Annotated in this window: 26 protein-coding genes and 2 pseudogenes; 24 read left to right on the forward strand and 4 right to left on the reverse strand. The window is 43.4% G+C overall.

Annotation, left to right across the window (positions count from 1 at the left end; genetic code table 11):
* Positions 1–29 precede the first annotated feature (29 nt).
* Complete coding sequence (locus MKY54_RS07400; RefSeq protein WP_339190054.1) at positions 30–500, forward strand: hypothetical protein; 471 nt, start codon at positions 30–32, stop codon at positions 498–500.
* A gap of 127 nt (positions 501–627) precedes the next feature.
* Positions 628–804, forward strand: coding sequence for a helix-turn-helix transcriptional regulator (locus MKY54_RS07405; protein ID WP_339190056.1), 177 nt, complete (start codon positions 628–630; stop codon positions 802–804).
* 355 nt (positions 805–1,159) lie between these two features.
* Here the strand turns inward: MKY54_RS07405 and MKY54_RS07410 are convergent, their stop codons facing one another.
* Positions 1,160–1,369, reverse strand: coding sequence for a helix-turn-helix transcriptional regulator (locus MKY54_RS07410; RefSeq protein WP_339190057.1), 210 nt, complete (start codon positions 1,367–1,369; stop codon positions 1,160–1,162).
* A gap of 181 nt (positions 1,370–1,550) precedes the next feature.
* Here MKY54_RS07410 and MKY54_RS07415 point away from each other — a divergent pair.
* From MKY54_RS07415 to MKY54_RS07440, 6 genes and pseudogenes are all read left to right on the forward strand, one after another.
* Positions 1,551–2,327, forward strand: a pseudogene (locus tag MKY54_RS07415) (recombinase family protein).
* 233 nt (positions 2,328–2,560) lie between these two features.
* Positions 2,561–3,796: an IS110 family transposase gene (locus MKY54_RS07420; protein ID WP_339190058.1), complete on the forward strand. Its 1,236-nt coding sequence runs from the start codon at positions 2,561–2,563 to the stop codon at positions 3,794–3,796.
* 144 nt (positions 3,797–3,940) lie between these two features.
* Positions 3,941–4,570: an endopeptidase gene (locus MKY54_RS07425; protein ID WP_339190060.1), complete on the forward strand. Its 630-nt coding sequence runs from the start codon at positions 3,941–3,943 to the stop codon at positions 4,568–4,570.
* Between the two features lie 36 nt (positions 4,571–4,606).
* On the forward strand, positions 4,607–5,380 hold the full coding sequence (locus MKY54_RS07430; protein ID WP_076305689.1) for a hypothetical protein: 774 nt from the start codon (positions 4,607–4,609) through the stop codon (positions 5,378–5,380).
* A gap of 113 nt (positions 5,381–5,493) precedes the next feature.
* Positions 5,494–6,102, forward strand: a complete 609-nt coding sequence (locus tag MKY54_RS07435) for a helix-turn-helix transcriptional regulator (RefSeq protein WP_076305688.1) — start codon at positions 5,494–5,496, stop codon at positions 6,100–6,102.
* Positions 6,103–6,236: 134 nt separating this feature from the next.
* A complete protein-coding gene (locus tag MKY54_RS07440; protein ID WP_339190063.1) occupies positions 6,237–7,142 on the forward strand; it encodes a phage/plasmid replication protein in 906 nt (301 codons plus the stop codon).
* Positions 7,143–7,393: 251 nt separating this feature from the next.
* On the opposite strand, the gene MKY54_RS07445 is transcribed toward MKY54_RS07440, so the two are convergent.
* On the reverse strand, positions 7,394–7,603 hold the full coding sequence (locus tag MKY54_RS07445; protein ID WP_076305686.1) for a helix-turn-helix transcriptional regulator: 210 nt from the start codon (positions 7,601–7,603) through the stop codon (positions 7,394–7,396).
* A 9-nt stretch (positions 7,604–7,612) separates the two neighbouring features.
* On the opposite strand from MKY54_RS07445, the gene MKY54_RS07450 reads away from it, so the two are divergent.
* Positions 7,613–8,095: a polymorphic toxin-type HINT domain-containing protein gene (locus tag MKY54_RS07450; protein WP_339190065.1), complete on the forward strand. Its 483-nt coding sequence runs from the start codon at positions 7,613–7,615 to the stop codon at positions 8,093–8,095.
* Between the two features lie 15 nt (positions 8,096–8,110).
* Positions 8,111–8,455, forward strand: coding sequence for a DUF3969 family protein (locus MKY54_RS07455; protein ID WP_339190067.1), 345 nt, complete (start codon positions 8,111–8,113; stop codon positions 8,453–8,455).
* A gap of 605 nt (positions 8,456–9,060) precedes the next feature.
* On the opposite strand, the gene MKY54_RS07460 is transcribed toward MKY54_RS07455, so the two are convergent.
* Entirely contained in the window at positions 9,061–9,234 is a 174-nt protein-coding gene (locus MKY54_RS07460; protein ID WP_339190069.1) for a hypothetical protein, read from the reverse strand.
* A 48-nt stretch (positions 9,235–9,282) separates the two neighbouring features.
* Here MKY54_RS07460 and MKY54_RS07465 point away from each other — a divergent pair, with 48 nt between their 5' ends.
* The gene (locus tag MKY54_RS07465) at positions 9,283–9,537 is read left to right on the forward strand and encodes a hypothetical protein (RefSeq protein ID WP_339190070.1); all 255 of its coding nucleotides are present in this window, start codon (positions 9,283–9,285) and stop codon (positions 9,535–9,537) included.
* 26 nt (positions 9,538–9,563) lie between these two features.
* Here MKY54_RS07465 and MKY54_RS07470 read toward each other — a convergent pair whose 3' ends face one another.
* Complete coding sequence (locus MKY54_RS07470) at positions 9,564–10,529, reverse strand: nitronate monooxygenase (RefSeq protein ID WP_339190071.1); 966 nt, start codon at positions 10,527–10,529, stop codon at positions 9,564–9,566.
* A 247-nt stretch (positions 10,530–10,776) separates the two neighbouring features.
* On the opposite strand from MKY54_RS07470, the pseudogene MKY54_RS07475 reads away from it, so the two are divergent.
* From MKY54_RS07475 to MKY54_RS07535, 13 genes and pseudogenes are all read left to right on the forward strand, one after another.
* Positions 10,777–11,093: pseudogene (locus MKY54_RS07475) on the forward strand (sigma factor); the annotation flags it as partial.
* A 377-nt stretch (positions 11,094–11,470) separates the two neighbouring features.
* Positions 11,471–11,629 (forward strand): hypothetical protein, encoded by a 159-nt coding sequence (locus tag MKY54_RS07480; protein ID WP_248547758.1) that lies wholly within the window; start codon positions 11,471–11,473, stop codon positions 11,627–11,629.
* Positions 11,553–12,500, forward strand: a complete 948-nt coding sequence (locus MKY54_RS07485) for a Gfo/Idh/MocA family oxidoreductase (RefSeq protein WP_256719255.1) — start codon at positions 11,553–11,555, stop codon at positions 12,498–12,500. The genes MKY54_RS07480 and MKY54_RS07485 overlap by 77 nt, the downstream gene beginning before the upstream one ends.
* A gap of 39 nt (positions 12,501–12,539) precedes the next feature.
* Complete coding sequence (locus MKY54_RS07490; protein ID WP_143766440.1) at positions 12,540–12,767, forward strand: hypothetical protein; 228 nt, start codon at positions 12,540–12,542, stop codon at positions 12,765–12,767.
* Between the two features lie 217 nt (positions 12,768–12,984).
* Positions 12,985–13,617, forward strand: a complete 633-nt coding sequence (locus MKY54_RS07495) for a carbohydrate-binding family 9-like protein (protein ID WP_076125364.1) — start codon at positions 12,985–12,987, stop codon at positions 13,615–13,617.
* A 224-nt stretch (positions 13,618–13,841) separates the two neighbouring features.
* The gene (locus MKY54_RS07500) at positions 13,842–14,720 is read left to right on the forward strand and encodes an ABC transporter ATP-binding protein (RefSeq protein WP_256715762.1); all 879 of its coding nucleotides are present in this window, start codon (positions 13,842–13,844) and stop codon (positions 14,718–14,720) included.
* Positions 14,717–17,176, forward strand: a complete 2,460-nt coding sequence (locus tag MKY54_RS07505; protein WP_339190074.1) for a hypothetical protein — start codon at positions 14,717–14,719, stop codon at positions 17,174–17,176. The genes MKY54_RS07500 and MKY54_RS07505 overlap by 4 nt, the downstream gene beginning before the upstream one ends.
* The gene (locus MKY54_RS07510) at positions 17,173–17,865 is read left to right on the forward strand and encodes a hypothetical protein (protein ID WP_076125360.1); all 693 of its coding nucleotides are present in this window, start codon (positions 17,173–17,175) and stop codon (positions 17,863–17,865) included. The genes MKY54_RS07505 and MKY54_RS07510 overlap by 4 nt, the downstream gene beginning before the upstream one ends.
* Positions 17,866–17,891: 26 nt before the next feature.
* Positions 17,892–18,485, forward strand: coding sequence for an RNA polymerase sigma factor (locus MKY54_RS07515; RefSeq protein WP_076125358.1), 594 nt, complete (start codon positions 17,892–17,894; stop codon positions 18,483–18,485).
* Positions 18,460–19,437 (forward strand): hypothetical protein, encoded by a 978-nt coding sequence (locus MKY54_RS07520; protein ID WP_076125356.1) that lies wholly within the window; start codon positions 18,460–18,462, stop codon positions 19,435–19,437. The genes MKY54_RS07515 and MKY54_RS07520 overlap by 26 nt, the downstream gene beginning before the upstream one ends.
* A 12-nt stretch (positions 19,438–19,449) precedes the next feature.
* Positions 19,450–20,100 carry an ATP-binding cassette domain-containing protein gene (locus tag MKY54_RS07525; protein WP_076125354.1) on the forward strand — a complete coding sequence of 217 codons (651 nt, stop codon included), beginning with the start codon at positions 19,450–19,452 and terminating at the stop codon, positions 20,098–20,100.
* A gap of 451 nt (positions 20,101–20,551) precedes the next feature.
* Positions 20,552–21,013, forward strand: coding sequence for a hypothetical protein (locus MKY54_RS07530; RefSeq protein ID WP_339190076.1), 462 nt, complete (start codon positions 20,552–20,554; stop codon positions 21,011–21,013).
* Positions 21,014–21,292: 279 nt separating this feature from the next.
* Positions 21,293–21,952 (forward strand): hypothetical protein, encoded by a 660-nt coding sequence (locus MKY54_RS07535; protein WP_248547753.1) that lies wholly within the window; start codon positions 21,293–21,295, stop codon positions 21,950–21,952.
* Positions 21,953–21,999 lie beyond the last annotated feature (47 nt).

The raw sequence follows: 21,999 nt of genomic DNA on the forward strand, positions 1-21,999 counted from the left end.
AATATGACCCAACCAATCGTATTAATGGGGTGTACGAAAAGAATGAATGGACTTCAATAAGTGAAGTGGGAAAAGTATTTTCAGCTGAAAAATTTCTGTTAGGACATTATTTAGAAACGGAATCATTATATATAACAGCTATAAATTTAATAATGAATGAGAATAAGTTAAATACAATTCAAGTAATGGATCTGGAGAAATATAATTTTGATGAGGAGAAAGTTGAATTCAATTCCATCTACACTGACGAGATGAAAAGTGTCTATAACAATGTGAGAAATGGCGACTATATCTCTGTGTATGAGTTGGAATTACTTTCTCAATTAATTCTAAGAGAAAAGATTTGGTGTAAATTTCAAAGTAGTGAGATGTTTGTTCACTTTGGTTTTGATTATTACATGTATATCGGGAGTATTAAGGAATGTAATGATTCTTTAATAAAGATCAGGAGTTCAGGTTTATTTGTTGAGAATTTTGAATCACCTTATTTGGAAGAATAGTTGTGCTTTAGCCACATACGAGTGTAATAACTCTATGTGGCTTATTTTTTTATTTAGTATTTGACATTCCGAGTATGTCAATGTATTATTAATTCAGCAAGGCATACTAAGTATGGCGGTGGATTAAATGATAGGATTACAATTTGTAGCGGACACGTTTCACATGGAGTACAAAACGGTAGCAGAAGCAATAGGTGTTTCTAAGCAAACGTTTCAAGACTGGATTAAAGAAAGACGGAAGATTCCACAACCACGTCTTGAACAACTGTCCAAGTTGTTTGGTATCGAGGATCAAACGTTGTAAGGCAGCTTTATACATCGTCTACGTATGCTAATCGAAAGAACTTGGCAAAAAAAATAGCAATCCCCAATGGGAACTGCCTAAATAGACTTGCAATAAATAGCTAATACACACATCCTCAGCGATGGACACGTTATTTTGCCGATAACGATAAAAAGTCCAACATGCTGGATGAAATAAAAATAACATAGCCTCAATTGTACGTGAAAATAAAGAGATTTCAACCCCTACCATCCAAAAAATGTTTTCCATCCCGATAGGGAAAGACTGGGGGGGAGTTTACATCAAAAACCATGATTCTTGTTGAGGAATGGGGTGTAGCACATCCAGCGACCGACTCGACTAATATTTTTACACCTTATGCTTCCGTATCTTCAACAATCAATTCATGTATGGAGATTTCTAGCGCATCACATATCGCTTCCAGCGTTCGGATATACACTCTGTCCACTGAATCGGAACAGAGATGATTAATTGTTGCATAGCGTATGTTCATTTGTGTAGAGAGTTGGCGTTGAGAGATTCCTTTCTCAGCAAGTATTTCTTTTAAGCGAATCTTTAATTTCATAGATAAATAATCCTCCACCGTAAAAACGTACTATTAACGTACTATATCATATTGTGTCCAATCTAGCATTGCTATATACGCTTAAAGGTACTATAATTGCTATATACTCTTAAGAGTATATATGTGTAGTGTTACAGCAATTTTAATTCGTGTAACGCTAGGGTAACGGGGAGGTAAACCTATGAATGTCATAGGTTATATACGAGTTAGTACGCAAGGACAAGCAAGGGATGGTTATAGTCTCTCCTACCAGCAAGACGAGATTCAGTCGTATTGTGAGCAGCATGGATAGCATCTGATTCACGTCTTTGCAGACGAGGGAATCAGTGGGGCGAAAGTGGACGAGGACGCCTTAGAGGTCGAACGTGAAGGCTTCCAAGATATGCTGACTTATGTATCAAATCAAAAAGTGGATTACGTTGTTGTACTGAACACAAGCAGGTTATGGAGAAGTGATATTGTCAAAGTCCTTGTGCATCGAGAACTAAGAAAACGTAGTATGGACATTCAAAGCATTGAACAACCGACATATAGCATATTTAAGAAAGACCCGTCTGACTTTCTAATCAACGGATTAATGGAGTTGTTGGATGCTTACCAACGGTTAGAAATTGCCATGAAGCTGGGTCGAGGACGGAATAAAAAAGCATCAGAAGGTAAGTTTGCAGGTGGAGGTATCCCTTTTGGTTACAAGGGAAAACGAGGATCAAAGCAAATCGTCATTGACGAGCCGAAAGCATATATTGTACAGCAATTATTCAACTTTAAAGATCAATACCCAGCATGGTCATTGTCGGCTTTAGCTGAGAAGTTAAATGAAGAAGGATTCACCACGGAACAAGGAATGAGGTTTACCAAAGTACAGGAAAAACGAATCCTAGACCATAAGGCATTCTATCAGGGAACATATCGTTACGGACAGATTGAAGCAGATGGGTTGCATCAAGCGATTCTTTAGTCAAGGATGCAAGGAAGGTAAATAAGATATTGCTAACGTATCTTTGCGGCATAGATCGCACGAACTGAGGATGCAAACTTATTACACCATTGTTGTTCTATCCACTCGTTTGAGTGGTTACTAATGGGGCTGGATACATACGAAAGCAAGCGTCTACAGTAGCACTGATTCTTGAGTGAAATGAATCAAACTCATTAGTAATTATTCAAATCGAATATAAGGAGCGGAGAAGAATGATTGACCAGCAGAATCTTATCTATGTAGGAGTTGACCTGCATAAGCAGCATCATACAGCCGTCATTATTGACTGCTGGAGTAAGAAGCTAGGAGAACTAAAATTCGATAACAAGCCGTCTGCCTTTCCTTTACTGCTCAAGGAGTTGAAGAAGTACACCAAGAAGGGCTTGTCTGTTGTCTATGGACTGGAGGATGTCGGAGGGTATGGCAGAGGACTTGCCGTCTATCTAAAGGACAATCGTTGCTGGGTGAAGGTAGTAAACGCAAAGCTCGCTAACGCCAGAAGAAAGAGCCATGTCACCGTTCAGAAGTCGGATAGCTGGGATGCGGAATGCGTTGCTAAGGTACTCAGAGACGAGTTGGAGCGACTTCCAGATGCGAAGCCTGTCGACCTGTTCTGGGCGATTAGCCAGCTTGTGACGCAGCGGAAATGGTTGGCTAAGAGTTTGACGGAAATGGTAAAAAAGATGCACCAGCAGATTAGCTATTCCTATCCCAGTTACAAAAAGTTTTTCTCCGAAGTGGAGGGGAAGACGGCGCTTGCTTTCTGGGAGACCTACCCTTCACCGTATACTTTGAAGGACGTGTCAGAGGAAACCCTTGCTGCCTTCTTGCGAAAGCACAGCAACAATGGATTATCTCATAAGAAGGCAAATCAGATTCTTACTCTGGTCGAAGCAGACGGAGAAACGTATCGGAATTTTCAGGATTCAAGAGATTCAGTTGTGGTGAGTCAGGTGGAATCCGCTCGGTTTTTTCAAGAACAATTGGTCAGTATCGAGGGCAAGATTGAGCATTTGATGCAGCAGCTTGGCTTTCAGCTTGAATCCATGACAGGGATCAATGTGGTGACAGCAGCGCAGCTTGTGGCAGAGATTGGCGACATTCACCGATTTTCTTCCTCCGACAAACTTGCCCGATTCGCTGGCATTGCACCAGTCATCGTAGGTTCAGGTAATAAGTTTCGAAATTGTAAGAGTAAGCAAGGCAATCGGGTATTGCATGAGATTATTAAGAGCCTTGCGATTCGTCAGATTGGTGTCACCCGTACCAAGAGAGAACCAAAGAATGCCTATTTTCATGCTTATTATGAGCGAAAAATAGCAGAGGGGAAGACGAAACAGCAAGCAATTGTATGCTTAATGAGGAAGCTGGTAAATATCATCTACGTCATGATGAAGAAAAAGTCAGCCTACGTGATGCCGAATACACCTGTACGACAAGCAGGATGATAGAATGGTGGTGATTGGGAGTGCTTTCTCAGTTGCCACCTTCTTTATTCAAAGCTCCGCTTTATAAACTAGGATACGTATGAAGGGCAGATTGATAATCCGTTGAGTTTGAATTTGTATACGTATGTAGAGAACAACCCATTAATGTATACTGATCCAAGTGGATATGCGCCAATCGTGGGGGATAGTCCATATGATACAGCCCCTACAAATACTGTTAAGGGTTATATAGTATATGTTACAGAAAATCAGTTAACCCAACTTGGATTCCAAAATGTAACTAATGATATGTTGAAAGACCTAAATATTACATTGGGCATGTTTGATATAACAACTAGCGATAGGATTAGTCATTTTCTAGCACAGGTAATGCAGGAATCTGAATTGGGTAGGTGGACTACTGAATTAGGTGGTAAAAAATATTTTTCAAAATATGAGCCTGGAACTAAATTAGGTAAACAACTTGGCAACAAGGATAAGGGTGATGGATATAAATTTAGAGGTGCAGGATATATACAAATGACTGGTAGGTATAACTATCAGCGTTTTGCTGACGCAATGGGTGACCAGAAAATTATGGAGTTAGGTGCTGAATATGTTGCTGAAAATTATGCATGGCGTGCAGCTGGATTCTGGTGGGATGATAACAATATGAATGAATTGGTTGATTCAGGTGCTTCAGTTGAAAAAGTAACAAGGCGAGTTAATGGGGGGACAAATCATCTTGCTAATAGACAGAAATACTACGCACTTACTAAGAAAGTTATACGTTAAAGAAAGACTTACTACTTGGAATGGAGATGAAGAGATGTGAAGCAACGGTTAATAATTATAATACCAATTTTATTAATATTAATTTCTTGTAGTGCGAAAGCTGAGCTAAACTCTGATAAAGCAAAAAATAGTAGTGAATCAAGTATAGGAGAAAGTTACGAAGTTGAAAGTAACAAGTATTCTAAAAACAAGATTAACATAACGTATCCAAAATTGGTTAATTTAGCTAATGATACAAATGAAGTGAAAATAAATGAATTGATTCAAGAAGAAGCAATAAGAATAGTTAAATCGTATTCATTAGAGAAGGATAGTCTTGAAATCGGATATCGAATTACATTTAAGAGTAATGAGTTACTGAGCATTCAATACTCTGGATCAGCATTTGCTGAAGGAGCAGCCTATCCGTTAAATGTCTTTTATACCTCAAATATTGATTTGGAAAAGGGGGTTAAGGTTAAATTAACTGATTTATTAGAGATAAACGAAGCATTCGTTGAAGCATTTAAACAGGGTAACTATAAAAGTTATGATAAAGATTTAAATTTGCAAGAGGAAGGAGTTATAGAAGATATCTGGAGTGGATATGATGCTCAAGATTTACTTAATTATTTTAAACAATCAGATGAAGTAAGTCAGATAAATGAATCAGGCACATTCAGCTATATCACCCAAGATTCAATTGGAGTAAGTATTTCAGTTCCACATGCGTTAGGCGACCATCTAGAAATGGAGATAAGTTTTGCAGAATTAAGTGAAAATATAAAGAAAGAAAATAAGTTGCTAGATAGCATAGTAGTAAATAAGTAATATATTAGTTGACCACATGGATGGAGAATCCGTGTGGTTTTTTATGTTGACATTCTGAGTATGGCGAAGTATAATCATCACAGCAAGACATACTAAGTATGGCGGTGAATAAGATGATAGGATTACAATTTATAGCTGACACGTTTCACATGGAGTACAAATCTGTAGCAGAAGCCATCGGGGTTTCCAAGCAAACATTTCAGGACTGGATCAAAGAAAGACGGAAGATACCTGAACCACGTCTGGAGCAATTGTCTGAGTTATTTGGGATTGAGGATCAAACCTTGTTCCAGAAGGAGTTGCTTCCATCCGAAAAGTCGGAAATTCTGATGGTTTACTTAACTAAAACAGATGAACATGAGGAAATTGAGATAACAGGTGTTGATGACGAAGGATATGAATATACAACAACAGAGCATTACTCGCATAATAGGCAGCTCGTTGACTATATCTATGAAGAGCAGAAAAAAGAACGATTGATTGAACAGTTGGAAGTACTGGTCAATGACGAAGAAAATGAGAATTTTAAACGGCTTGAAGATGTAGTTACAGTATTTCAAGAACAGAATCGCAATAAAAAGACAGCATTGGAATTGGTCTTATATTATCTCGTTCATCGGGATAACGAATGGGGAGTCCACCCAGATTACGCAAAATACGAACAGAAACAGTTCTTTGAGAAACTTGACAAGCTGTTTGAAGAAATAGGAATAAAACCTTAATGAGGTGGTGAGCACGATGAACAAGATAAATACGAGTTGAACAATAGCCCGACTCCAGCCGTGGATTCTCGTTCTTATAACATCTCCAATCTTATCCAATATTTTAGACTACTAGAAATGAAAGAAGGTTTCATATGTTTGACACTATCATACTGAAAGCAAGACCTATTCCTATTGATCCAGATATATTGAATCAATACAACGGACATTCAACTACATTCTTTAGCAAAGAAACAGGTGCATTAAACACAAGCTATACATTAAAAGATGAAAAGTTGCCATATATGAAGTATATCGAGAATAGCCAAACACTCACAATACAAGTATCCATGCCAAAGTTTCTATACGGAGACAACGTTACGATGCTCACAGAAGCAGACATTCCCTTGTTCTTTGAACAGTTGCAAGAGAGGCTGTTCCAACTCTTTAATGTGCATATCCCACACTCTGAATGGATAATAAGCCGATGTGATGTCTGTTGTAATTTTCAGGTAGGTAAGAAGGTCAGTGAGTATGTGAGGATGCTAAGTAGGCAGCAGCTTGCTTACAAGAATACAATAGCGTACAACCAAGACCAGACCGTTGAATACCGGAACAAGAGCAGCAGAATTATGCTTTATGATAAGCACAAGCAGACTCGGAAGGAAGAAGAATCAAACGAGATTATTGAACGTTCTAAAGGTATACTGCGACTAGAAGTCCGACCTAGTGACAATGATCTGAGAAGATTCTCGCCAACGAGGAAGGCAGTAGAATTACTCCAAAAACCATTCTTTGACTATACGATGAAGAGGACACTTGCACAGATTGAGTATCCAGAGGAAGTCAGCGATATGGATTTGTCTTGGCTAATGGAGAACAGAGAGAACATCTCCAAGATTGAAACTGTTCTTGGTTTCCAGCTATTGCAAAGCAAATTTGATGAATCCGTATTAAGGCAGCTTTATACATCATCTACGTATGCCAATCGCAAAAACTTGGCAAAAAAAATAGCAATCCCCAAAGGGAACTGCCTAGATCGTCTTGCTATAAATAGCTAGAAGACACATCCTCACCGATGGACACGTTATTTTGCCGATAACGATAAAAAGTCCAACATGCTGGATGAAATAAAAATAACATAGTCTCTATTGTACTTGAAAATAAAGAGATTACAACCCCTACCTTCCGGGAAATGTTCACCATTACGATAGGAAAACACCCGGGAGTGGTTTACATCAAAAAGCATGATTCTTGTTGAGGAATAGGGTGTAGCACATCCAGCGCCCGACCCGACTTGCATTTAGACACCTTAAGCTTCCGAATCTTCAACAATCAGTTCATGGATGGAGATGTCTAGGGCATCACATATCGCTTCCAGCGTTCGGATATAGACTCTGTCTACTGAATCGGAACAGAGATGATTGATGGTTGCGTAGCGAATGTTCATTTGCATGGAGAGTTGACGTTGAGAAATTCCTTTCTCAGCAAGTATTTCTTTTAAGCGAATCTTTAATTTCATAGGGACGGTTTGCATCCGTTTTGGTTGGACGGCAAAGGATGGACGTTCGTTAAAGACTTGAAAGTTGGTGACTTGCTTGTTTCAAGTGACAGTACTAAACTGGCAATAGACAAGATTGAAAAAGAGCCACGAGAAGCAACGGTTTACAACTTTGAGGTTAAAGACTTTAATTCATACTTTGTTTCTAATCTTGGGGTATGGGTTCATAACTGTGCATTGCAAAATGTATACAAATCAATTAAAGATTCACCTCTATATCCACAAGGATTCTCAGGTGCTAAAAACGGAACTGTAAAAAATAAAGTGAACAATGGAGAATTGCTAGAGGAATTACGAGCAATAGAATCTGGGACAGGGAACAAGATTTACAAGGATGGTGTGGATGCAAACGGTAAAAAAATCTCTATCCATTACTTCCAAAGTCAATCTGGACAGGTGTTCAATGTTAAGACGAAAAATGGATGGAGTAACTCATCTAGTCAAATGCCTTGATAAAGGAGTGATATATTGAATTTACAAATTAACTTGGAGCAATCAGAAGAAATTCAAAAGTTTTTATGTATATTAAATCTCGGAATGCTTGATTCGTTGCTTGAAGGGGCTTTAACATTTGAAGATGCATATGCCTATCTATACCGTCCGTATGTAGCACAACTTCTAGAGCAAAATGAAGCGAACAAGGCAATAATCGAGTTGTTTGAAGAATGTTGCATGTTAGAAGATATACGAGATATAGCCCCTGAAAAGATAAATGATGCAATTAAATTGAAAAAGAAAGAAACATTAGATTTACTCAAAACCATCTCTAGTACAGAGAAATCAATGTACTGGCTCAATAGTTTTGATGAATGATACTGAGACCTTGAGGGCGGCAATCCTCAAGGTCTTTCTTTTACCCCTACCCATTAACTAATGAATCGGGAGACACGTTCAGAACGAACTTAACTCTAATCATCCCCGTACTAAAATTCCATCAAAATTATGTACGCACAGCCACATGCTCGAATGTTATAACCTACTTGTAGTAACGCTCTCCTTCTCAGTTGTCCTGAAATCCACAGTTACCTCCATGTTTTATGCCGAAAACCTTATCTTCGTTTTCTTGCGGTTTTCTCAGATAAAATGCCTTCCGCAACTATTGTCAGACATACATCGACTACGAATAGTAAGAAGAATTTTAAAATAGTTCGCAACAATCTGACAATATACTCCGATGGTTATAGCAGAAAGATAGTCTGGTGACGACCAGTTGACATAGAGAGTAGGTCATATGATAAGGCTAGCCACCCACTCCCTCATTTCTATAATACAAGCGGCAAATCCGTCAAAAGTTTTGTCAGTGGGGGGACACATGAATAACGCACAACTTTCTATTGACAAAGTTTCTATTGAATATCACGTAGTGACAGTGAACTTCTACAATCAACTCGCACTGTCTTTTCGGGACTGGTTTGATATTAAGCCTTACCTTCGTCATAAAGGGTATGTCTACCATTGGAATTTAGGATTGGACGGTGCATACCTGTACTTGCGGTATCAACCATGGTGGCAGAAGAAATCAAGGAAGTACACACTTCAAATTGAAACTCATCCTGAATATCTGGTGAAGTTTCGCACGTTGCTTGATGCACTATACGGACATTCTCAGGAGGTTTATTTCAACCGGTGCGAATTGGCTTATGATTTCCCATACCCGATGTTACGATGCATGGGGAAGGCAGAATCGTGCAACAGATGCCAATAACAATATATATGTAACGGATCATAACCTTAAGCAGCGCAAGACAGAAAGTTACATGATTGCTGCTGACACTCAAGAACGATTGAATTATCTGGAAACTATCTATGATCCATGGGGCCAGCCAGTTACCATGAAAACCTATAAAGACTGGCCGAGTCATGCTCGGAAATCCCAAGCTTGCTTAAGTGGTTAATCGTGCTTTTGAATCTTATAACAACCTTAAGTTGTCGGGTTCAATGCCCCTTGATACTCATCCATTAAATTGTCGATAATCTGCTGTACGGACAAAATCTCTTTAATCTCATGAACTCTGGACCCAGCAAAAACCAATCCGTTCTTAACATCTCCTCTAAGGGAAGTGAGCAGGGATTCCATTGTACAGAAGCGATGTGAACAAACCTTTAGACAATTATAGCATTTGACTATCTTTAATTTGGCATCATCACTGATCCGGTCCGTAAATTCATTCCGAATCGCTCTACCTTCTAGACCCACAGTAGACTTGATTAGGACAGTATCTCCTTGCTGAGCATCTACATACTTTTGCTTGAAGGCTAAGGGAGCATCACACTCAAGGCTAGCCACAAAACGGGTACCCATTTGAACACCAGATGCGCCGATCCGAAGGGCTTTTGCGATATCATCCCCTGTTAGAATTCCACCCGCAGCAATAACAGGAATCGAAACGGCCTCTAAGACTTCAGGAAGGATATCAAACATGGATCTGTCTGTACCTAAATGGCCTCCAGCTTCGAACCCTTCTACAACGACTGCGGAGGCACCAAGTCTTTCGGAAATTCGGGCTAATTTGGCGGATGAAACAATAGTTACGACAGGAGTACCATATTCTTTACCCCAAGCATAAATATCTCTAGAGATTCCGGCTCCGGAAATAATAAAGTCAACCTTTTCCTCCAAAGCAATCTTCATTTTTTCGGCAAAGTCCTTCACTGCGAATAGTACATTCACACCGATGTAGCCATTCCCTTTAGAGAGTTCTCTTGTTTTGCGAATATGCATTCTCAGCTCATCAGGAGTAATCCCTGTACCAGAGATGGTGCCCATCCCGCCTGCATTGGCTACAGCAGCGGCTAGTCCACTTAAGGATATGCCTACACCCATTCCACCTTGAATAACAGGAACTCTCGATTTAATATGTCCGAATTGGATTGTTGGAAGTTTCAATTACACACCTCTTTTGCAAGTTGTTGACATTATTAATACTCCTCTAGAGTAATAAGATATATCGTAACACAGCTAATTCTTTCCCGGATGTGACTGTAAACATGCTCAAACTATGTTAAATATCATGTCTTTCAACTGTTAAGTTGTTGATATCAAGTGAAAATTTAAGAAAACGAAGTGACTATTAAAAAAAGGACAATGAATAACAAAAAAAGAGCCATCCATCCGGTAAAACCTTCATACTTCTATCAACGCTTTTCTATCAAGAAAGTGGATTTTGACATCGTATCGTGTCCACAACCTCAAGAAATTCGATAACACTGGGGATGACATGGAGGATCTGATCTCCATCGGCACCATCGGCCTGATAAAAGCTATTGAGAGCTATCGTCCAAACAAAGGAACCAAACTAGCCACATTTGCTGCTCGTTGTATTGAAAACGAAATCCTGTTGCACCTGCGTTCGCTCAAGAAAACACGTAAAGACGTATCTCTGCACGATCCGATTGGGACGGACAAAGAAGGTATGAAATTACACTTATCGATATCCTTGGCTCTGAAGCTGTATCATGAGTTTTATAAGGCGAAGCGGTGAGGATAGTAGATAATAACTTAAGATTCACTATAGAGTGTTTTAAAAGCGACTTGCAAAAAGGGAGTTGCTTTTTTATGTGCGCCCAGCATTGGCGATCTATAGGGTTGAAGTTCCGCATACATCGTACAAAAATGGCAGACCTTGCGGCAAGCGATAGAAGAAAGAACCTATGAACCGAGCCCTTCCCCTACATAGAATTAGAAGGAATAACGGAATCGTGCAAAAAGTAACTTTCTTTGCTAAATAAAAATATCCATCATTCTTATATAATAAAGGTGACAAGGTATCATAACAAGGAGCTTGGATCAACATAAAATAACCTCCGCGAGTGAGAAGGATAGGATGGATGCATCATGAAAAGGTACGGGGCGGTCGTGATAGGCTGCGGTTATATGGGCTCTCTCCACTTGGACGCGATATCACGACAGGTGCGGGTCCGGTTGATCGGCGTGGCGGATTGGAACCGGGACAGGGCCTCCTTAGTGGCAAGCCAATACGGAGCTGAGTGTTGGAGCACGGATTACCGGGTCTTGATAGAGCGTGATGATGTGGATCTGGTCATTATCGCCACGTACCCGTCCTCCCATCTGGGGATCGCAAAAGATTGTCTCGCTGCAGGGAAACATATCCTATGCGAGAAGCCGATGGCGGGCAATGCACGGGAAACACAGGAATTCATGAAGCTGGCCCGTGGAGCTAAAACCAAGGTGCTGATCGGTCACATCCTTCGCCATAACACTACGTACCAGGCGGTTATGAAGATGATCCGGGAGGGCGCCATCGGCTTCCCTTTGGTCATCCGGCTATCCCAATTGAAGCCCTCCAAAAATTGGGCTTCCCACTTATCCCTGCTCCGGGACGTCTCGCCGATCGTGGATTGCGGCGTCCATTATATCGATGTGATGCGTTGGGCTACAGGGGCGGACGTAGTAAGCGTCAATGGGATCGGGCAGCGTCTCTACGAAGAAGTCCCGCCGTATACTTACAATTACGGACTCATGACCCTCCGTCTGTCGGACGGCTCCATCGGCTACTTTGAGACAGGGTGGGGCAAGGGGCTTCCGACTGATAACCGGAAGGAATTTATCGGACCGGCAGGCCGGATTCGCATCATATACAAGAACGAACGACCGCGAGAGGATCAGCATCTGGGGAATCTGATCGAGGTCGAAGACTACCAGAAAGGAGCGGTCCGGCAGATCAATATGGACTTCTCCGTAAAGCCTACGGGTGCCCAGCTGGACTATTTCCTGTCCATGCTGGAGAACAACTTGCCCCCTATACCGGCAATGGAGGAAGCTTGCCGGGCGATGGAGATCGCTCTCTTAGCCGACCGGGCGATACATGAAGGAATTACGTTACCTTGCGCGAAATAAGGGTTGACCAACATGGTGATGGTAACAGGGGATGAACCGGTGCATGGTGTACACCTGCTGAGGAATAAATTGACCCATGCAAAGTACGGCAGCCGACATCAGTCAGTCGAACTGAGGGATGTATACGGTGCCGTCGGGTACCACCCGCTGGATCATCAACGGATTGCAGGGCTAGTAAGCTCCGGAGCCATATTCCGGGAGGTTCCATTCGGCGAGGTGAAGGTAGATTTCGACGCATTGCAGGAGAACGGATACGGGGGGATCTGACCATCGATCGGGAAGTGGGGGATGCGCCCGAGGGGATATAGAGTGTGCAGTTCCATCATCCGCCAATACAGGTAACGGCAGACGGCCGTGCGAAATTTCGGGGATCGAGACTGCGTATTGGAAAACCGGTAAGTCGCGGGTCTAAATAATCAAGTTAATTAATAGGGTTGTTTTGCTGTGTTAGCCTAGTGGGATTTCCAACCGAAGGGAATGAACCATGGAAAGAAAATTAGAAACCTTAGTGATTTCCCGCCTGATAAATCAGACGGATGTTTCAGTTACAGAAGATTTCCAGATCATTAAACAGTATCAATGGCTTAAAGGATATAACCCGGTCGTTACAGCAAGATTAAATTACAGTCAGGAGGATCTGAAGCTTCAGTTTAAGGTTTACGAACAGAATCCAATACGAACATATAGAAACATGAATGATCCTGTGTATAAGGATAGCTGCATCGAGTTCTTTTTTCAGCCTTCTCCGGATTCGGACCAGCGCTATATGAATTTCGAATTTAATGCGAATGGCGCAATTCTCTTGCAGATAGGGGCGGATCGGTATGATCGCTTCCCAATCACTATCAATCCAGCACTTTTCCAAGTCCTATCCACCACGGATCAGATTAATGATAAAGGGGAAGCGTATTGGGAATTAAGCTTTTCGATCTCATGGGCATGGGTACAATCTTATTTTTCGGATTTTCGGGCAGTGCCGGGAAAAAGGATAAGAGGAAACTTTTACAAGTGCGGCGATGAAACGGTTTATCCGCACTTTGGAACATGGAGCAAAGTTCATTCGAACAAACCAGAATTTCATAGAAGCTGTGATTTTGGGATTCTGTACTTAGAGTAACTGCGAAATGCAGGTTAATGAATAACTTCCGAAGCCGCATATACGGGGTTGGAGGTTTTTTTGTCGTAGTAGACACATCGAACAAATGTCATATTGGCAGCGCAAGGATACTATTATTTTAAAAAATCACCTGTTTTTTAAACTTTTAGAAGGGAGTGTCGTTATACTGTTCGACAATCTACTCGTGCGCACGGTAGTTGGCCAAGTACGAATGGAGGCAGGTAATGATGCATGTAGTTATCCAGCAATTGTGCAAAAAATATGGCAGTAAACAAGTACTGAACGGAATTAACCTGACATTGGGTACGGGTATGTTCGGCTTACTCGGTCCCAATGGGGCGGGAAAATCAACATTGATGCAAATATTGGCAACAGTAATACCGAAAACATCAGGGGATGTACAAATTGGACATTGCAAGCTTGGGCGGGATGAACGTGAAATTCGTGGCTTGCTTGGCTACCTGCCACAAGAGTTTGGCGTATATCGCAAGTTGACAGGCGCAGAATATCTCGATTATGTCGCGTCCATGAAGGGCATTACAAATGGAAAAGTCCGGAGGAAAGCAGTAGCCGAAATGTTGCGCCGAGTCAATCTGGAGGAGAAGCGCCATGTGCGTATAGGCAAATATTCTGGCGGGATGCGGCAGCGCATCGGTATTGCCCAGGCGCTGCTAGGTGATCCGCAGTTCATTATTGTGGACGAGCCTACGGCAGGGCTTGATCCCGAAGAACGCATGCGATTTCGTGATATGCTGACTGAGCTGGGTAAAGATCGTACTGTGCTACTGTCTACACATGTCGTCGCCGATATTGATAATAACTGTAAGAGTATGGCGATTATGAGCGGAGGGCGCATCGTATTTCACGGTACGCAAGAACAATTGCTCCAGCGTGTGCAGGGACAAGTGTGGACGGTCCAAGTGGGTGATGAGAAGCTTGCAGAGCTCAAAGAAACTGCAGCCATCGTGACTGCAAAGCGTTCAGGAGCCGGCTATGAGGCGCGTGTTCTTGCCAGTTCTGTCCCATTACCTGGAGCAGTCCAGGCAAAGGCAGGACTTGAGGACGGATATATCGGGGTCATGAGAGCGGGGAATAGCCAATGAGCCTGATTCGCTATTACAAAACAGAGTGCAAGCTACTGCTGCGTGGCCCAGGCTTGTATCTAATGCTGGCAACTGTGGTCGGCATCCTGTATTTGATGTTTCAGAACGCCGATGCCAAATTGGATCGTGCAGTATACGTGATGGATATTTCTGAGGTGTATTGCCTTGTAGCCCTCATTATTTTGCCTTTGCTGGCAACAGCGATAGCACGGCGGGATGAAGAATGGAAGACAGCAACCATGATGGCTACCTTTCCGTATCGAACATGGGAAATGGAGGCTGCACGCTTGCTCTGTGCTGTAACCCTTCCGTTAGCAGCTGCGCTCGTGCCGATGGGGGCTTATGTATGGTTGGTCGTAAATGATGGCATCTCATGGGGAATGCGTGAATGGTATACCTCTGCTGTATTGGCTTCCTTTGCCATCCCGATGTTATTTGCAACTGTAATTGCCTACTTAGTAGGTATCCTTATCCGCAAGCGATACAGTTACTTGATCAGCTTCGTCCTGTTGCTTAGCTTGGCAATTATTTTACCGGAATTTTTTAAGACCGATCGCCCTTCTTTTTCATTACCCCCTCATACGCAGATTTGGTTCGATTATTCACTAGTTAAATATATTGGTAAGTCTTACTCACGTATGTGGGGATTTATATATGATCCGGCATTTTGGCTGCATCGCGGCATCGTTGCAGCTTTAGCAGCAGGAATGGTCATGACTGTTCTACTTGTAGTATGTAGACGCAGGCGGGAACGGGTCAAGGCATGGCTTGTCTATCCCACGATGCTGATTCTAGGTGCAGCATTGTTATGGGCAGGTAGTGCGATGTACGGATACCTGCAGGAACGGGCAGATATTGCGGATGCCAATGAACGTTTCTATCGCGAACGTCTTACTTCAGCCAATGATATCACGCAACAGCGTGAATTGGAGCAACTGCTCGTTGCTGGAATTGCAGCGGGTAAATATTCGGAGGCGGATATTGAGGAAATGTCTCGGATCACCCTTAACACAAACGGGAATACCAGCAATCCGCTCTCGGTATCGCATATTAAAGATCTGCTTGTCGGAATGAAGTTCCAGGATCTACACATTAACAGCTACAAGCTGAAGTTGGAATTACTGCCGCGGCATGGGTTAGAAATACAGGCGACGATGCAAGCAAGCAATGGACAAGCGGCAACACTAGAGCGATTCCCAATCATGCTGCGACATATCTTTGATGTACAGGAACTGAAGGTGAACGGTGCTGCTGCTGCCTATGAGTGGGAAGAGGCTACAGATGTACTTTGGATCAAGCCTGCAACGGATGTTATGCCAGGGGAGCATATGGAGATCGAGATGACATATAGAGGTACCCTAAATGATTGGCGGCATTATTATTCCGTCGCTCCTAGCAGGGATAGATGGGAGCAGATCGCTGTTGTCGACGATAACAGGATTTTCCTGCCAGCTTTCTATGGCTGGTACCCTGTTATCGGCAATAGCCGGCTATCGGAATTGCTTACCGATCACTACGAATGGGGGCGTCACGCTACAGATATTCTGGACACACAACTGCCGCGCCCTATGGCGGGCTTTGAAGTTGCTATCACAGGGCCAAGTGGCTTGAAACTGTTCTCCAACGCCTCTGTCATTACTAGTAAGATGGCTGGAGAGAAGGGAGCGACCATCACGCGCCTGGAGCTGGATGAAGCAAGCGGACTTACATTATTTGGGGGCGATCTGCAACTTGCAGAAGCGACGGCAGACGGCAAGACGTTGCGTCTGTTGGCATCTGGTCAATTGCCTGCCCGTTCTGTCGAAGAAGCAGCACAGTTCGCAGCCAGGCATTACGCCCAAGCGGCGCGTACTTTGAAAAAGTTGGATGGAGAAGCTGCAACGAGTTTTCCCCAGACGGTTACTATGGCACTTGCCGATTATCCGTATTATAGTTTGAATATGGTGAGTATGAGCACCCTTGGCATGGTAGATGCATCAGTTGGAGGTCCGGAAGCTCGCGATGTCCACTTTTTGTCTAAGGTGTCTGTGTCAAGTTATTTTGGGGCGGAAATTGATCGAGGGAAAAATGGGAATATCCAACTGAGAACGGGGCAGTACTGGCTTGATTACAGTGCCAAACGTAGAGAGATTAGAAATGCGAGAATGTTAAATTTAAACGCCCAATATACACTGAATAACTTTTTTCAGGCTTATAACGAGCTCAAGCTGGTCGGAGGGAAACTGCCAGATCGACTGTTCGAACCTGTTAGCAGCTATTTTTTGAACGGTACACCGAATCAGGTTTATGACCTTATGAATACCATATACAGCCAGTACGGTATTGAAAGTGTCTACGATGTCATCAAGCTTGTCTATGACAGTATTGGCACAGAGCAGCTAATCGAGGACAGTGATGAACAAATGGAAGCGCTTCTGCGAGGCTATTTGCAAAGGAAAATGGAGGGAGGACAATGAAGGTTGCCCTCATTCTTTTGTCCCGTGCAAAATATGCTTGGCGCATCCTATGGGGCGGCTACTTGCTAGCTATAGCTATTATTGCGGCGCTGATAGCAGCTGGTTGCCTCATGCTGCCAATGATGATGCCCTCTCCTGGTTTTTATCATGTCAAAGTGGCTTTTATATTTGTGCTGCCTTTACTTGCGATTGCCTTGAGTGCTGCCTTGTTCGCCGATGATTTCAGTGAGGGTACTTTTGCCCATCATTTCAGCTATCCATATTCACAATTACTCGTGTTCGCCGAGCGAGGAGCGGTCGCTGCGCTATTGCTAGTTATCTATGAAGCAGCGTTGCTCTGGGCAATTGACCGCTGGGCGATCGTTTTAAGTACGGCACAACTAGCTTACATAATTAAACATAGCCTCAGTGTGAATATGTTCCTTGGCGGTCTGGCGGCATTGGGCACTCTGCTAGGGCGCAATATGGCTGTCGGGCTAGGAGTGGGGGCAACGGTGTGGCTGCTGGAGTATTTTATGTCCAGTATGCCGCTCAATCGGTACTATTTATTTCAAGCCGTCTGGCCGGTGAGCCGGTTCACAGATAAATCGCATAACGCTATCGCATTATTTGCAGCAGCTGGAATACTGCTTTTCTGCTGTATGCTTCTATTGGGGAAAGGCAGAGGTTGGCTCGTGTGCAGGCAATAGTGCTGAGCGAGAAAGGAGAGAGTCAAGTGAACAGCAGGGCTGTTGTTACGGATGAGCAACTGCTCGAGCAATACAAGCAAGGGAATACAGCCGTGCTGGAGTTGTTCGTCTATCGGTATCATCAGACCATCTATGCGTATTTATACCGACTGACCAGCAAGCGTCAGCTCGCAGAAGATTTGGTGCAAGAGTGTTTTGTCAGAGTATTCACGGCTTTGCAAGCTGGTCGGTTGCCTGAACGGTTTCGACCATGGATTTATCGAATTGCGACGAACCTGTGCCGTGATGTATGGAAGTCCGGAGCTTATCGTTATGAAGTAGCGGCTAAGGATACCGGAGTGTATGATGCGGCAGATGGCGGTAAGGATACGGTAGCGTCTTTTTTAGACAAGCAATATGAGCGTGAAGCAGTCATTGCTGCCCTTGGCGCTTTGCCTGAGGAGGAGCGGCAAATTGTTATTTTGCGTTTTTATGAGGAGCTCAAGCTGGATGAAATAGCCGAGTTGCTGGAACTGCCGCTTGGAACGGTCAAGTCCAAGCTGTATCGGGCGTTCAGGCGACTGGCCCATACATTGCAGAAAGGGGAGGATCAGGATGAGTTACATATCCGGAGCCGGTAGCGCCGATAAGGCTAGTCGCGACAGTCAACTGCACAGGGAATTGCAAGAGCAGCGGCAACTAGAGGAAAAGGGTGAAGCAGCAGCGGATCGATGGGAGCATGACCAGATCGGAGCCGTATTCAGCCAACTGGATCGCTATACCGTCGATGGTCCCAGCGGCCAGCAGACGGAATCTCTGCTGGCGCTTGCCGCCACATATGCCACACAGCCTGAGTGGGCGGTTGCTGTACCCTCTTCCAAGCGAGTGGCAAGACATGACAGGCCTGGGCGGCAAGCAACTGTCGCTATATCTTTACCAGTAAGGCTTATGCAACGCATGGCAGCTCAGGTAAGGACGATGCATTGGCTGTTTTGGCTTACATCAGCGCTTATGATTGGCATAGGAGCAGTCGTTGAGGGGCTGGTAGCAAGTGAATGGTTCAGTAGCTCTGCCAAGCCGGATGTATTTTTATTTACGATTCTGTTGCTTCCTGTAGCCAGTGTGGCCTATTCACTCCGATCCATGCATAAGCCAATGAGTGAGCTTGAGGCGACCTTTCCTGTTACACCCGTACAGCTTATGGTAGCCAGAATAGGAACCATACTGCTATATGACCTCCTTCTAGCGCTGTTGTTTTATGGAATACTCGTTATGACGGGTACCAGCGGTGAATTCGGATCTAACACTACTTTACTGATCACAGATCTATTACTGCCGATCTGCCTGAGCGCTTTTGCAGCGCTGGCTGCAATGCTTCGTTTCGGGACATGGCCTGGTACCGCGGTTGTGCTCGCAGTGGGCGTCATCCAGTTTTCCACTGGCGAGAGGCTTGGCGTATTTCAATTGTTCAGCGAATACGGGTCCGAACACTGGCTTGCAAGCAAGCTTGTTGCTGTTAGTCTGGCAATAGCGCTGGGTGTTATAACAAGTATTTTGCTGCGCCATCGGCATTATTACAAGCAATATGGATAGGAGGGAAGAGTGGTGCGAGGAGCTGAGCTAAAACTTACCGCGGTTGAACTTCTTGCAGATAATGGTCACCTGCTGCTAGGGGATGTGAATCTGGCTTTGCCGCCAGGCTGGTATGGTCTGGAGGGCGCCAATGGCAGTGGAAAAACAGCATTGCTCAAAGCGATAGCTGGTCTATACCAGCCTGTACGCGGCCTGATTACCTATCAGCTTCATGGCGTGACGTTGTCAGGCAATGCTTTCAAGCCTTATCTGGGCTACAAGCCACAGCAGGCAGCGTACTATGACAATATGAATGTCGAGGCATACTTGCGTTATGTGGGTGAGATGAAGCTGATGCCACGGGCAACCATTGAGGAACGATCTCGTGAGCTAAGTGAACGGCTCGGGCTTACTGCCGAGTGGAAAACGCCCATTCAGCGGTTGTCAGGCGGCAACAAGCAACGGCTTATGATTGCTCAGGCGATGCTTGCTGATCCATGGTTTCTGCTGCTGGATGAGCCTCTCTATGGCATGGATATCGAGATTCGTTTCCTGCTGCTAGACACGTTGTACGAAATGACACCTGGCACAGTCGCAATCTTTTCAGGCGCTTTGGAGGGCCTACAGGGAGGTTGGTTGGATGCTGTGATCAAACTTGAAAATGGTACAGCGGCGCTGCACTGATGCAGCGCCGTTTTCTATATTAAATCATCCTGCTGCGGCTGCGAAACTTGCCTGGCGGATAGCCAGACATTTGTTTGAACCATTTGCTGAAGGGGTGGATAGAGTCGGCCTCTAGATGGCTGGCAATGGAGACTCTTCTACTCTTATCATTGGCAAAGAACGGGGAGTTTTGAACACAAATAAAATAATGAGAAGTGACAGATTGCTTGGGTAGTGTTGGGATAATATCAATAATTGGCGAACCAGCCGATGGAATAAATGGCGTGATTTTCTCTTTGAATGGAGATTTTTTGGTACCTTATTGTCAGTACAATCATACAGAGAAAAAAAGGAGGAGAACCCAGAATCATGCACACCAAGAATAAGGGGAAGTACAATGATTTTTCGAGATATTTACGGATAGCCAATTGTTGCGGAAGAAGACGAAACACTTCCCTTGGCTCATCCTGATTTGATGTTGTTTTTGCTTAACACCACAAATGTAATTGATAGTGTTGATTATAGACTGTTCAAAATAAAGGAAACAGCTATCGTTCAATTTTTTGTAACGGACGCATTTAAACAACTAGTGGAACTCCATGACCTTAAGGGCTTAGATTTCTCAGAGGTATACGATTCAGCTTTTACTGCAGAAAAAGAAGAAGAGCAAGAACGTAATTACCAAGCTGCCCTTGATTTCATAGAGCGCAATAAAGGAATTGAAGTTTCATATGATGAGGCTCGTTTCCTTATGGAGCAGGAAAAAGTTGTTGCCAGCGGAAAGTGGAGAATGCAACTAGATGAGAATGGGGAGCTATGGCTTGCGAATTTGACACCTGATTTGATTTATTGCTGGGGCCAGCCAATTTATATTCCTCCTGTGTTAATGCTTTTTCAATGGCATGAAGTAGAGAAGTCTGAAATTAACTTATAGAACCCGGTGGAATGAAATATACTCTTATGAAGCTTTATCATCATTTTTAAAAGGCTAAGCGCTGAGCTTAAAGTCATAAGTTAGATCCGTTAACACTAAAGTTTTACAAAGGCGACTTATCTGCGGACGGGTTGCTTTTGTTTTTTTCAGTTCCCATCAAAACAATATAGTCCTGACCGATCTGCTTATCCAAATCATTGAATACTATCAATAAAGATAACCGTCAAACAATAGAATATATGATATAATGACGTGGTTGTTGTAAGGTGCAATTTTAATATGAAAAATAGGATGGGCAATATGAAGGGTTATCTTTATAACGTGGATAAAAAACGATTGATTATTATGGTTATCGGCAATGTATTTCTGGGCATGGGAATTAGTATTTTTAAGCTGTCCGGCATGGGGAATGATCCCTTTAGCGGCATGGTAATGGCACTTGCAGAGTGCGTGGGTATAACATATGCAAATTTTCTGATCTTGCTGAACCTGGTATTGTTTGTAATCGAATTCATCACCGGACGAAGGTATATTGGAGCCGGGACTTTTGTAAACGCAATCTTTTTGGGGTATATCGCTACGTTCTTTCATAGTACTTGGCTATCTCTGTTAGGCGAACCTCAGCTGTTATGGCAGCGGGTGGTCGTCGTAGCGATTGGCGTGGTGGTATGCAGTTTTGGGGTATCCCTGTATCAGACATCGGCTGTGGGAGTCGCTCCTTACGACAGCCTGTCCCTGATTATGAGGGATAACGTCCCGAAAATATCTTATTTTTGGCACCGGATGTTTACGGATGCTCTTTGTGCTTTGATTTGCTTCCTGGCAGGAGGCGTTATAGGCTTAGGTACTCTAGTGTCCGCACTTGGTTTGGGACCCATTATTCATTTTTTTGATGTGAATTTTACGGAGAAGCTGCTGGCAAAAAAGCGTCCAAATTAAGAAAGGCGGGGCAGACCAATCTGCCCCGCCTTTACTGTAATTTGAAG

This window comes from Paenibacillus sp. FSL P2-0121 (assembly GCF_037975345.1).
Lineage (GTDB): Bacteria > Bacillota > Bacilli > Paenibacillales > Paenibacillaceae > Paenibacillus_AQ > Paenibacillus_AQ odorifer.

Bases quoted from the DNA above. Each gene is read 5' to 3' on its own strand.
- MKY54_RS07405 (WP_339190056.1), top strand. From the start codon at position 628: ATGATAGGATTACAATTTGTAGCGGACACGTTTCACATGGAGTACAAA.
- MKY54_RS07410 (WP_339190057.1), bottom strand. From the start codon at position 1,369: ATGAAATTAAAGATTCGCTTAAAAGAAATACTTGCTGAGAAAGGAATC.
- MKY54_RS07420 (WP_339190058.1), top strand. From the start codon at position 2,561: ATGATTGACCAGCAGAATCTTATCTATGTAGGAGTTGACCTGCATAAG.
- MKY54_RS07425 (WP_339190060.1), top strand. From the start codon at position 3,941: ATGTATACTGATCCAAGTGGATATGCGCCAATCGTGGGGGATAGTCCA.
- MKY54_RS07435 (WP_076305688.1), top strand. From the start codon at position 5,494: ATGATAGGATTACAATTTATAGCTGACACGTTTCACATGGAGTACAAA.
- MKY54_RS07440 (WP_339190063.1), top strand. From the start codon at position 6,237: ATGTTTGACACTATCATACTGAAAGCAAGACCTATTCCTATTGATCCA.
- MKY54_RS07445 (WP_076305686.1), bottom strand. From the start codon at position 7,603: ATGAAATTAAAGATTCGCTTAAAAGAAATACTTGCTGAGAAAGGAATT.
- MKY54_RS07465 (WP_339190070.1), top strand. From the start codon at position 9,283: ATGATTTCCCATACCCGATGTTACGATGCATGGGGAAGGCAGAATCGT.
- MKY54_RS07480 (WP_248547758.1), top strand. From the start codon at position 11,471: ATGCATCATGAAAAGGTACGGGGCGGTCGTGATAGGCTGCGGTTATAT.
- MKY54_RS07495 (WP_076125364.1), top strand. From the start codon at position 12,985: ATGGAAAGAAAATTAGAAACCTTAGTGATTTCCCGCCTGATAAATCAG.
- MKY54_RS07500 (WP_256715762.1), top strand. From the start codon at position 13,842: ATGATGCATGTAGTTATCCAGCAATTGTGCAAAAAATATGGCAGTAAA.
- MKY54_RS07505 (WP_339190074.1), top strand. From the start codon at position 14,717: ATGAGCCTGATTCGCTATTACAAAACAGAGTGCAAGCTACTGCTGCGT.
- MKY54_RS07510 (WP_076125360.1), top strand. From the start codon at position 17,173: ATGAAGGTTGCCCTCATTCTTTTGTCCCGTGCAAAATATGCTTGGCGC.
- MKY54_RS07520 (WP_076125356.1), top strand. From the start codon at position 18,460: ATGAGTTACATATCCGGAGCCGGTAGCGCCGATAAGGCTAGTCGCGAC.
- MKY54_RS07535 (WP_248547753.1), top strand. From the start codon at position 21,293: ATGAAAAATAGGATGGGCAATATGAAGGGTTATCTTTATAACGTGGAT.